The following is a 12,158-nucleotide window of genomic DNA, read 5'->3' as shown; positions in this document are numbered from 1 at the left end:
TCATAGCGTACTGCTAAATGGGTATCTCGTGTCCGCGATATATACAGTTCTGACCTCATTCAGGACGCGGTCTTGTATTGCCGTAACAGTAGGTTACTAGCTAAAGTATAATTGTTATCAGCGCCAAAACGAGTCTATTTTGGAACAAAAAAAATGTAAGCCATGTGATCGGTCACGCGTGTGCCCGAAAGTGACGACCTGTGTGCGTACTAATTCCAGGAGATGTGGGATAAAAGCCAATCAGCGTCGTGCGTGCAGGAATGCACCATATAATCAACAGAGAGGTAGTTCAATGCCAGTAAATACAGGTATTCCGCCCCCGAACGTATCAAGGCCGGGCAGTAACCTGAAGCTGATCTGCTTTGTACTGCTTGCTTCAGTTGTATTATTATGCCTGATGCATTTCTTCGGCTATATGGCCAATAATATTGCATGGCCATATTTTATTGCCGGTATGATATACCTGCCTGGTTTATTCCTGCATGTATTAGTGTCGGGACTGAGATTCACTGATTGTATTACAGAAGAGAGTTACATTAAGCTTACCCGGCTGATATATCAGCATAATATAAAAGACTTCAGCAGCTTCATTAAATACGCAATGAGAAAGTATAAGAGTTGACATTGTTACCTGCTGCTGTTAGCAGGATCCTCCAAATAAATTAAATCCCCAGGTATGTTAAACAATCTCGAATTTAAAAAACTACTTCGCCGCTACCAGGAAGGTAAGTGCAATAGTGATGAAGTATCAGAGGTGGAAAGCTGGTACTATTATCTGACCGTTATGTCAGAACTCCCAGGCCAATACATCCCCAGTGAAGAGATGAAGGAGCGAATCTGGTCAAAGATTATGTCCGCCGATCAGTTTGATAAACGCAGGCGTAAGATCCATCAGATTGCTTATGGTGTAGCTGCTGCTGCCATTCTTTTGATATTGCTGACCATCTCTTTTCCTCGCCTTTTCAGCAGAGAAGGAGCTGTCAGGCAGCAGGACCCGTTTGTTGAGCAGGATGGGGTACTTAAGCTGTCTGATGGCCGAAGGTATGTGCTGAACCAGCATCCGCGTAAAAGAGTATTGGCAGATCTGCCGCATGTGAGTATATCTCTTTCCGATAGCGGATATGTCAATTACCGGCTTAAACAATCAACGGTATCAGGTGCCTCAATATTTTTTGATCCGGGTTTGGATGTATTGTCTACTCCTGCCGAAAGGCAATGCCGGATGTCGCTGCCAGATGGTTCAATTGCCTTTCTGAATGCGGGTAGCAAGCTAACTTTCCCGTCAGTATTTACAGCATATGTAAGGCAGGTCGAACTGGAGGGGGAAGGTTATTTTGAAGTAGCCAAAGATTCTTCGCGCCCGTTTGTAGTTATCAGCGGAAATCAGCAGGTGCAGGTATTAGGTACACATTTTAACATAAGATGTTATCCTCATGATGCGGTACGTACAACACTTCTGGAAGGCAGTGTACAGGTAAGGGTTGGTACAACTGGTGAAACGGTCAGCCTTGCAGCAGGTGAACAGACAGTGCTGAATGGCAATAGTCTTGTTAAAAGTCAGGCGAATACAGCCATGGAGATGGCCTGGACTACTGGTTGGTTTGATTTTAAGGGAGTACTGCTAAGGGATGCGCTTATGCAGATATCTCAATGGTATAATGTGCCGTTGCATCACCACATCCCCGAATTGAAAATACATGCGCATCTTGACCGTTCCTTATCTCTGTCGGAAAATCTTTCCTGGCTATCTAAATCAAGCAAGATGAGTATTGCTTTTCAGGATGGCATGATTCAGGTCGAACCTTCTCATTGACTTTTTAATCGTCCCTCACTATGCCATTAGGCTCCGGTAGTAAGATATGCTGCCGGAGTTGCCGGAATGCTATGCGATAGGGTTTTACAATATTATTTCAGCAGATTTATCAAAAGGACAAAAACTAATTCCTAACTATGTACACTTTCAGGATGATTTTCTTCCTTATGACTGTGATGTTCGGGACTATCAATGCAAATGCACAGTCAGACAAACAGATCACTAATAAAAACAAACTTGTAACATTAAATGAAAAGGGGCGCAGTCTGTATGATGTAATGACAAGATATTCAGCACAGACAGGGACCAGCTTTTATTTCATACCCGGTGCTGAAGAACGATCTTCACCGGTGTACGTGGAGTGTAAAGATATACCTCCAGACATGGCGTTGAAACAGATATTCTCAGCTCAGACAGGCGTAAAATATATACTGCAACCAGGGGGCCAGATTGAGATATGTGTGAAAACGGCGGACGTTCCGTTATATGATTCACCGCCACTGTCTATACCCATTCTCCATGGTATAGTAACTGACAAACATTATCTGCCACTAACAGGTGCTGTAGTCACTTGTTTATACAACAGAAGAATCTCGACTGTTACAGATGAAAGTGGCCGATACCGGCTGTTGAGAATGCCCCTCCAGGGTAACTTGCTAGTCAATTGTCCGGGATATGAGCCAAAGGTTATTAAATATAATACTGATCAGGCCCCGCCGGCCCATCTTGAGTTAAGGACCAGGCAGTTGAATACTACAGTCGTAAAACCGGAATACCATTATTTAATATCCACAATCCCTGATAGGAAAGCCCGGGATTTTATTACTGGAAATGAGCTGGAGGGTCAACTAGTAAATGACCTGGGACATGCACTGGCAGGTCGTGTGTCAGGTCTGCAGATTACTCAGCTATCCGGTGTTCCCGGTTCTGGTACCAGAACGTTTGTACGTGGCTATAATAGTATGCCGGATGGTATAGGTCCGCTGTATGTACTGGATGGTGTTATAATGAATACCACATCTCTCTCGCAAACCGCTAATGCAGCAGGGCGGATTAGCCCGTTATCGTCCTTAGATCTGTTGTCTATCAGCCATATTGAGATATTAAAAGACGCAGAGGCAATAGCCAGATATGGATCAAGGGGAACTAATGGTGTGATTCTTATTACTACCAAGCGTGGGCAAGCAGGCAAACCACGTACACAATTTGACTATAGTAATGGTATTGCAATCTCGGGAAGAAAAGTGAAGCTGATGAATACAATGCAGTATATACAGATGAGGAGGGAAGCAATGCAGAATGATGGTGTGGGGCCTGGTAGTACCGATTATGACATGAATGGTACGTGGGATACAATAAGATATACAGATTGGCAGGAGTCTTTAATAGGAAATACAGCACGTCAGGAAGAAGTAAGGCTCAGTCTTTCACAAGGTAGTGACCAGACACAGTATCTGATATCCGGTAAGCTAAAGAATCAGACAACAGTATATCCGGAGGACTTTAACAACAGGCAGATCACCAGTCATGCCAGTATCACACATCAGTCACGCGACCAACGTCTGAAATGTACATTCAGTAACTTTTATGGTACTAATAGCTACCATCTGCCGGTAGTAGACCTTGCAAGCCTTATTTTCTCCTCACCGAATAGTCCGCCTGTTAAGACAGCAGAGGGCAAACTTAATTGGGAAAATAATACCTACAACAACCCTTATGCAGTTGTATCTCAATATACTTTTATCAAAGAAAAGAGCCTTGTTAGTAGTATTTACCTACAGCAGGCATTGACAAGTAAAGTGTACATGCAGGTATTACTGGGGCACGCGTTTAACCGTTTAGACGATATGTCTGCGCTTCCTTTCGTCTCGTTATTACCAGGGAGCAGCAACCCGGAGGATCAGCGTTCGATGTCTGCTGGTAGTAATCAGTCCAGAACCTGGGTAGTTGAGCCGGAGTTGGTATATAGCAGTAGTAAGCGTCTGCATAGCTGGGAAATGGCTGCCGGATTTACCATGCAGAGAACAGTCAGACGTGGGCAGCTTTTCTCAGGAAGAGGTTTTATAAGTGATGAGCAGATGCGCGATATTAATAATGCGCGGCATGTATCGTTTTCGGCCACAAAAGAAGACTATCAGTATGCCTCTCTGGCTGGCAGGGCTAGTTATAGTTATGCTGGCCGCTATGTGCTAACAGGTACAATGAGAAGGGACGGTAGCAGCAGGATCAGTAGTAACGGACGATACAGGCTGTTTTGGGCAGCAGGAGCAACCTGGGTTTTTTCAGAGGAGCGTTTGTTGGGTACACCAGAATGGCTGATAAAGGGGAAGTTGCATGTAGGGCTTGCAAATACAGGCAATGATCGAATACCCTACGATGTACCGGTATCGACCGCTTATCAGACAGGTTATGGTTATATGGGCACATTGGGGCTGACGCCTGGCAATAATGCCGTTGCAGCCCTGCAATGGCAGATTAATAAAAAAAGTGAGCTTGGAATAGAGCTGGAATTACCGGCATCTGTGACCGTCAAGATGATATACTACAGGAATAAAACGAAGAATCAGCTGGCAGGCCGGACATTGCCCGCGACAACAGGGTACGAGACTATGACAGCAAATATGAAGGCGCTGATACTGAATACGGGACTTGAAGTAGATGCCAGAAAGGCATTGTCTCAAACGGTGGAAAGTAATAATCTACGTTATGACTTATTCTGGAATCTCACCGTGCCCCGCAACAAGCTGGTGTCTTTCCCTGACCTGGAAGCCTCGAGCTTCGGTGAGCTGTATAAGGTTGGCTATCCTTTGAACGTCAGGATGGTTAATAAAAGTACAGGCGTGGATAGCCAGACAGGCATCTATACATTTGAGCAATCAGATGCTCCTGGAACATCCTCGCGATTAAAGAAAGAACCTGTTGTTATCGGACCTGTGTTTTATACAGGACTGGGGCTGGGTATTACTTTTGGCAGCGTCAGGCTTGATGTTCATTGTCAGTATGTACATCAGCAAGGAATGCGCATGCCGCCGGTTTCAATGGCAGGGCAGTTTATCCAACGTGGTTCTAACCAGTTGCAGGAGCGAGCAGACAGGTGGCGAAAGAGTGGTGATCGTACACCTTATCAGAAATACTCCAGCATAGGGGATCATGCAAAGGCAGCCAATACGGAGTTTCAGACAAGCGATGGGATGATACAGGATGCCTCCTATGCACGCGTAAGAAATATTTCTTTACTATGGGCTTTACCTGTTTCATGGTGCGAAAGAGTCAGTGTTAAAAGTGCCGGGGCGCATCTAAATATGCAGAACCCGCTGACCTTTACAGGTTATACAGGTACGGACCCGGAAACACAGGCATCTGGTAATCATTCAGTGGTTCCTCCCTTAACGGTAATCAGTACTGGTGTAAGAATAGTCTTTTAATACAAAACACAGATAATGTTTACAACAAAATATTTTTTTACGCTATTGCAGCTCTTATTACTATGTTCCTGTGTTAAAGATGCACAGGAGTTGCAGCAGCAAGGGCGTATTGCGTATTATCAATCAGATAGCAGCGCAACCCGTATTGTAATGGGTATCTACGCCAGGATGGCCGACGGATCAGCATCTAGTTATCGTACAGCACTTTTGACAGGCGTTTCAGGAGATGAGCTGACGGTTTTTACAAAGGCTGAACTTTCAGATCTATACAGGAATAAAATGCAGCCCGACAATATCTACGCATACTGGTACTGGAAAGACGCTTATGCTTGTATATATATGGCTAATGATGTATTGGATGGTTGTGGACAATCATCTGTATTAACGCCTGCTGTTAAGTCCCAATTGATGGGAGAGGCTTATTTTATAAGGGCGTATGAATACTTTTACCTAGTCAATTTATTCGGTAGCGTACCTGTGTCAACATCTATTGATGTCAGCGAGAATGCGAAGCTGCGAAGGGAAAGAATTACAGCGGTCTATGAGCAGATTGTAGCTGATCTAAAGAAAGCATGCGACCTCCTGCATGATGGTTACGCTGCAAGTAACAGCCTGCCTGGAAGCCAGGAAAGGACGCGCCCCAATAAAGCAACCGCTGCCGCACTGCTGGCCAGGGTGTACCTGTACTCGCAGAAATACCCGGAGGCAGCATCACTGGCCTCGTCATTGATCGAGAGCAAAGACAGATATGAATTGGTAAGCCCGGAACATGTGTTCTTAAAGAATAGCAGAGAAGCTATCTGGCAGCTAATGCCGTCCTCTCCTAATTATCTAAACCTGAATACTCATGAAGGACGTGAGTTCATACTTATATATCCACCACGACTGACTACTCAGGTTGCTTTGGCAGCTGATTATGTGAACTCCTTTGATCATCAGGATATACGGAAGTCATTGTGGATAGGCAGGCTTAATGATTCATCTGTAAATCCCAGGGTGACGTACTACTATGCCTACAAATATAAGGTGAGATCAGGCACCCAGCTGTCTGAGTATACCATGATATTCAGACTGGCGGAGCAATACCTGATCCGTGCAGAAGCAATGGTATATATGGGTAAAGTAAAAGAGGCCCTTGCCGACGTAGATGTATTGCGCAGGAGAGCAGGACTATCACCACTAGCCGGAATTGAGCCGGTCATCAGTGCTGAGGATGCACTGAAAGTAATTTTGAAAGAGCGACAATGGGAGTTATTTACAGAAGGCGGGCATCGTTGGTTTGATCTGCGCCGCACAAATAACATAGATGTTATTATGCCACAGGCGTGCGCCGCCAAAGAGACCCAGTGGCGTACAGAAAAGCAACTGTGGCCGGTGCCGGCAGAAGAAATCAGGCGAAACGCTAATCTTACCCAAAATAAAGGGTACTGAATATAACGTATCAGGAGCGGACACTCCGCTCCTGATACGTTATGGCCTTACCGGGTTCATTCTTAGTCCTGACAAAGTATAGACCTGAAACGTATTGTTGTTCCAGGAGGTGTAGATACACCCTTCCCCGATTGCAGGGCAATTGAATGGAATCAGTACAATGGAATAGACTCCTCCATCGACGACATAACCAAAGAAGGATCTGGCCTTGAAGGCGTAAGCTGCACTGACAGCCGTAGCTGCTATTATAAGTGCAAGCATCATTTTTGCTTTTTTCATATAGTATTGCGTTAAATAAGTGAATGTTTTATTTTAAAAGATAGGTTAGCCTATAGCCAACTATAGCAAGGAACAGGAAAGTTATATTGAATACCAGGTGTTGATTCCAGGAAAGATGACGGATAAGGCCTCCGCAAGTACAAGGTCTTTCCGCCGTAAAAATGAGTACATAAGCTACGTAGATAGTGAAGCCTGCCATAAGTAGTACAGCACCTGCAAGTCCGTAACGACGGGTGGAGTCGGCTATGATGAGGAAGGCAACTAATAGCTCCATGACTGGCACCAGGACCGCTATAGGTATTGCATAAGATGACAGCAGTGGGGACCTCTTAAGGTCGTATATATAGAAGTCATATGCAAATAGCTTATTCAGACTGGCGTATATAAACAGAAAGAACAGCGCATAGCATATCCATGCGAGAACCGTATTAGCCTTCATAGTAGTTTAGGATAAGGAATGTAAATAACTGATAAAGAATTGTGTATACGCTGTTAAGACGTACATACGATGTAATGGGTTAACTGCCTGTTCTGTTTGTATTGATTGACTTGGCTATAGGTAAAAAGAGTTAACAACGTCTGTATGCTAATGTACTCAATTTCGCTAAAATTGATAACTAATTTTAACAAATAAGGGATTTTTCCGGGAAAAAGTAAGAACCCGGATAGGCTAGGCTGCCATCCGGGTTTGGTTACTATGCAGAGACTATATCTTTGTATTATTCTTTGGCAATCATATTACTTCTTATTCCTGTAACACCTATCAGGAAGCAGACAAGCGCGATGGAAATAGGATATAATAATCCCGCCAGGTGATTCTGAGTTTCTGTTACCAGCAGCGTTGCAACTGTAGGTAGAAGTCCGCCGAAAACACCATTTCCTATATGATAAGGCAATGACATGGATGTGTATCGTATTCTTGTGGGGAAGAGTTCCACCAGAAATGCTGCAATCGGGCCATATACCATAGTGACAAATATAACCTGTATGAATACCAGAAAAATAAGCTGCCACTGCTGGCTGTTACTGACAATTATTTCTCTGACAATTTCCTGTTTACCGTCTGTGGATATAGTTGTTTCCCTAAATTTGGATCCGTCAGTATAGGTTTTGACCTTAACGGACTTTTCTACATTCTCCATTTTATCATTTCTGGTGATGGAGTTCTCTATGCTATAACGACTGGTGTCCTCATTTTTCAGTCCAAGATCAGCTATTCTGTCCATACCGGCATATATGGGATAGTACGCCAGTGCGGCAATGATCATTCCGGTCATCATGATTTTCTTCCGGCCTATTCTATCTGATAATTTACCGAAGTAGATAAAAAAGGGAGTGCCCAGCAACAGTGCAACAGCAATGATGATGTTGGACTGTACAAATTCTACCTGCATGGTCTTCTGGAGGAAAGATAAGGCATAGAACTGGCCGGTGTACCAAATTACACCCTGTCCCATGGTTGCGCCAAAGAGGGCCAGCAATACCATACGCAGATTTTCTTTCTTACCAAAGCTTTCTCGGAGAGGATTGAGGGACGTCTTACCTTCAGCCTTCAATTGAGTGAACAGAGGAGATTCTTTCAATTTTATCCTGATATAATAAGACATTATGACCAGGAGAATGGATAGCCAGAAAGGGATACGCCATCCCCACCCGTTGAAATCTTCGGGAGTAAGAGCCGTCCGGGTAATGAGAATCACAGCCAATGACACGAACAGGCCTAGGGTAGCAGTGGTTTGTATGAAACTGGTATAGTATCCGCGCTGATGATGCGGGGAATGTTCTGCAACATAGGTTGCTGCGCCGCCGTATTCTCCTCCGAGTGCCAGCCCTTGTAGCAGACGAAGCAGTAATACCAGGATCGGAGCCAGTAATCCGATACTGTCATAACCGGGTATGAGTCCGATGGCAAAGGTCGAACCACCCATGATTAATAAGGTCAGGAGAAAAGTATGTTTGCGTCCGGTCAGATCTCCAAGTCTGCCAAAGACAATGGCACCAAAGGGCCTCACAATAAATCCTACAGCAAAGGTGGCCAGCGTGGCAATGTAGGCAAGATCCGGATTGCTAGGCGGAAAGAATTTCTGGGAAATGATGGCGGACAGACTCCCAAAAATATAGAAGTCATACCATTCGATAAGCGTTCCGGCAGACGAGGCTAATATTACCTGCCAGATGGATTGAGAGGTTCTGCTGTTAATCATATACGTGGTTACTTGGTTGATATCGATGTATAATATAGGCAAATTGTCGTAAATGTTATAGTATTTACATATTTAAATAGGGGAACAATGGTGATTATCCGTCTGATATTATAAGTAATTTCTACTAACTTTATTAGGGACTTTGGGTTAGCACCACACAATTGATATATGCGTAAACGACCGGCTTTAGCTTTATTGTTCATCTCGCTGCTGCTTTCAGTGGCAGTTGTTGCCCAACAGGCACCTAGGCAGCCTAGGATTGGGTTGACATTAAGTGGTGGTGGGGCTAAGGGACTAGCCCATATAGGTATTTTACAGGCATTGGATAGCGCAGGACTGAAAATTGACTATCTGACTGGTACCAGTATGGGCAGTATTGTGGGCTCGCTTTATGCCATGGGTTATTCCGGGGATGCAATTGAGAGGGTGGCCAGGCAGATGGACTGGGACAATCTTTTCTCAAATCAACCTGTTCTTACTGACATTTCCTTTGAAGAGAAGCGGGAGTACAACAAGTACATGATAGAGATCCCGTTTGAGTATGGCAAGCCTAAGCTGGCGTCAGGTGTGATAGCCGGTGAACAACTCTGGCTGGAGTTGGCCCGCCTTTGCTGGCCTGTGAACAATGTCAGAGACTTCTCAAAATTTAATATCCCTTTTAAATGTATTGCTACAGATGTCACTACCGGTCAGGTGGTCACATTAGATTCAGGTGATATAGTAACAGCAATCCGGGCCAGTATGGCCATCCCTTCTGTATTTACAGCCGTGAAGATCGGAGACAAGAAGCTGGTGGATGGCGGGGTAGTCCGAAACTTTCCCGTCATTACCGCAAAAGAGATGGGGGCTGATATTGTAATTGGCTCTAATGTAAGTAATGGTCTCCGTAAAGCTGACCAGCTGGTTACACCATTAGATATTATATATCAGTTGGGTTTCTACAAGGATGCGGATGACTTCAGAGAGGCAAAGAAGCTGACTGACATATATATACAGCATCAGCTGGACGATTATAGTGCAGCAAGCTTTGGGAGTGTAGACTCATTATTGGATATAGGCCGTAAGAAGGGGGAGGAGATGTATCCAATCTTTAAGCGCATGGCCGATTCATTAAATGCCTTGTATCCTCCGGAAAGACCATTCCGGAAAGATCGCCTGCCGTTTACCCCAGATATTGAACTGATGGATATTAAGGTGAATGGCCTGGTGCATTCCGACGAGAGCTTTTTCAGAGGTAGGCTCGGATTAGTAAAAGGCGGCTGTTATACGCCTGCGGATCTGAAGAATGCCGTGCTGAATGTATTTGGTACCCGTTTTTTCAAAATGATCACCTATAGGCTAGAGCCACAGGGAGACTGTAAAAGTATTATGGACATACAGGTTGAAGAGAATCCTTTGACCTATGTAAAGTTTGGTTTACAATATAATAGTTTCACGAATGCAAGCGCAATTGTCAATATCTCACAACGGAACTTTGTTGTTCCTAACTCGCGTTCATTTGTGAGTTTGGCAATCAGTGAGAATCCGCGAGTGCAGGGAGAGTTCTTCAAGTACCTTGGGCCGAAACGGAACTTTGGCTTTGGATTGGGAGTGTATTACGAGGATAATGAGCTGACGCTATATAGGGACTTTAAAAGACAGATGGAATATCATATGAAGTATCTGAATGGTGAAGCAAAACTTCAATACACGCTGAATAGTATGATGGCTATGGGGGTTGGTACACGGTATGAATTTCTGAATCTGACACCGAGATATGAGTCAGTGGAAGTACTCAGGGGAAATGGCAACCAATTGAACAGTTATGTATTTTTTGGGGTGAACTCCCTTGATAGAAAGATATATCCGCGGCGGGGAATGGATTTGCAATTTGAATCCGGGTGGGTATATCACCAGCAGACGGGATATCGAGTGTACAAAGATGGAGAAGAGACTATGCCCGCAGATTATGGGTATAAATTCAATGATTATCAGCGTACACTGTTACACATGAAGTATCATGTACCATTTAACAGTAAGGGCACTATGCAGATACAGGCAGGAGCAGGAGCCAATTTTACTCACCAGCAGGGCCCTATCAATGCATTTGTAGTAGGGGGGCTAAATGCTGTAATGCGTAATCAGCTACCTATTGTTGGCATTCGGGAGGCGGAAATTACCACTTCTAGTGCGGCTACGCTCCAGCTATCCTATCAGTATGAATTTATGCGTAATACTTATGCAATTCCCCGGGCAGGCGTGGTGATGTATGATTTCCTTGGAGATATTTCAGCTAAGTATAAATATATGAGTGGCTATGGATTAACAGGAGGTTATTCCTCCTTTATGGGGCCAATAGAAGCGTCCGTCATGTATTGTGATCAGGACGGACGCTTAAGAATGTATGTTAATATAGGATTTAATTTCTAGTGCATTCTGTCACCACGCACTTCCAGATTGCTAATAATTTCAGCTTCGAGCGTCAGCCATTCCTGCCAGCGTGCCCTGACTTTGTCTTCTGGCACATATTCGTTAGCTAAGTCAATGAAGAGGCGATAGTGTCCTGCTTCGGATATCATAAACTTCCGGTAAAATTCTTTCAGATATTCGTCTTCAAGTCCTTCGCTGAGCAGGCGGAAACGTTCTGCACTACGTGCTTCGATTAGTGCAAATATGAGTAGCCTGTCCAGCAACACTGTCTGAGGATCACCGCCTTTATTCTGGTGAGACATCAGGGCGTTTACATACATGTCTTTTCGTTGTTTACCTAGCGAGAATCCTCGTTTACGCATTTCAGCCAGCACCTGGCGGAAATGACCCCATTCTTCCGTAACAATAGGAGCTAATTCCTGTACCAGTTTATCTTTCTCAGGATAACGCTGGATCAGGGAAATACAGGATGTGGCAGCTTTTTGTTCGCAGAAGGCGTGGTCTGTCAGAATCTCTTCCAGAGAGATGGCAGCCAGGTTCACCCAGCGCGGATCGGTAGGAAGATGCAGGCCTAATATGGAGACTTTACTCATAGGG

The 12,158-nt window shown here is 44.5% G+C and carries 9 protein-coding genes; 5 read left to right on the top strand and 4 right to left on the bottom strand.

Annotated elements, in window-relative coordinates:
- Positions 1-292 precede the first annotated feature (292 nt).
- The 4 genes from K1Y79_RS01945 to K1Y79_RS01930 all read left to right on the top strand — a co-directional run bounded on the left by K1Y79_RS01945 (position 293) and on the right by K1Y79_RS01930 (position 6,669).
- On the top strand, positions 293-622 hold the full coding sequence (locus tag K1Y79_RS01945; RefSeq protein WP_220248316.1) for a hypothetical protein: 330 nt from the start codon (positions 293-295) through the stop codon (positions 620-622).
- A 54-nt stretch (positions 623-676) separates the two neighbouring features.
- Positions 677-1,813, top strand: coding sequence for a FecR family protein (locus K1Y79_RS01940; protein ID WP_220248315.1), 1,137 nt, complete (start codon positions 677-679; stop codon positions 1,811-1,813).
- Positions 1,814-1,950: 137 nt separating this feature from the next.
- The gene (locus tag K1Y79_RS01935; protein ID WP_220248314.1) at positions 1,951-5,238 is read left to right on the top strand and encodes a SusC/RagA family TonB-linked outer membrane protein; all 3,288 of its coding nucleotides are present in this window, start codon (positions 1,951-1,953) and stop codon (positions 5,236-5,238) included.
- A gap of 15 nt (positions 5,239-5,253) precedes the next feature.
- A complete protein-coding gene (locus tag K1Y79_RS01930) occupies positions 5,254-6,669 on the top strand; it encodes a RagB/SusD family nutrient uptake outer membrane protein (protein ID WP_220248313.1) in 1,416 nt (471 codons plus the stop codon).
- Positions 6,670-6,708: 39 nt separating this feature from the next.
- Here the strand turns inward: K1Y79_RS01930 and K1Y79_RS01925 are convergent, their stop codons facing one another.
- The 3 genes from K1Y79_RS01925 to K1Y79_RS01915 form a co-directional block, all read right to left on the bottom strand.
- Positions 6,709-6,948, bottom strand: coding sequence for a hypothetical protein (locus K1Y79_RS01925; protein ID WP_220248312.1), 240 nt, complete (start codon positions 6,946-6,948; stop codon positions 6,709-6,711).
- A gap of 28 nt (positions 6,949-6,976) precedes the next feature.
- Complete coding sequence (locus K1Y79_RS01920; RefSeq protein ID WP_220248311.1) at positions 6,977-7,387, bottom strand: MauE/DoxX family redox-associated membrane protein; 411 nt, start codon at positions 7,385-7,387, stop codon at positions 6,977-6,979.
- Positions 7,388-7,667: 280 nt separating this feature from the next.
- A complete protein-coding gene (locus tag K1Y79_RS01915) occupies positions 7,668-9,152 on the bottom strand; it encodes an MFS transporter (protein WP_220248310.1) in 1,485 nt (494 codons plus the stop codon).
- Between the two features lie 168 nt (positions 9,153-9,320).
- Between K1Y79_RS01915 and K1Y79_RS01910 the strand changes: the two genes are divergently transcribed.
- Positions 9,321-11,561 carry a patatin-like phospholipase family protein gene (locus K1Y79_RS01910; RefSeq protein WP_220248309.1) on the top strand — a complete coding sequence of 747 codons (2,241 nt, stop codon included), beginning with the start codon at positions 9,321-9,323 and terminating at the stop codon, positions 11,559-11,561.
- Here the strand turns inward: K1Y79_RS01910 and miaE are convergent.
- Positions 11,558-12,154: a tRNA-(ms[2]io[6]A)-hydroxylase gene (gene miaE, locus K1Y79_RS01905; protein WP_220248308.1), complete on the bottom strand. Its 597-nt coding sequence runs from the start codon at positions 12,152-12,154 to the stop codon at positions 11,558-11,560. The genes K1Y79_RS01910 and miaE overlap by 4 nt on opposite strands.
- Between the last annotated feature and the right edge of the window lie 4 nt (positions 12,155-12,158).

The organism is Chitinophaga rhizophila (assembly GCF_019492185.1).
GTDB classification, from domain to species: Bacteria; Bacteroidota; Bacteroidia; order Chitinophagales; family Chitinophagaceae; genus Chitinophaga; species Chitinophaga rhizophila.
Note: the sequence above shows the minus strand (reverse complement) of the source record. Positions and strands in the feature narration are given on the sequence as shown.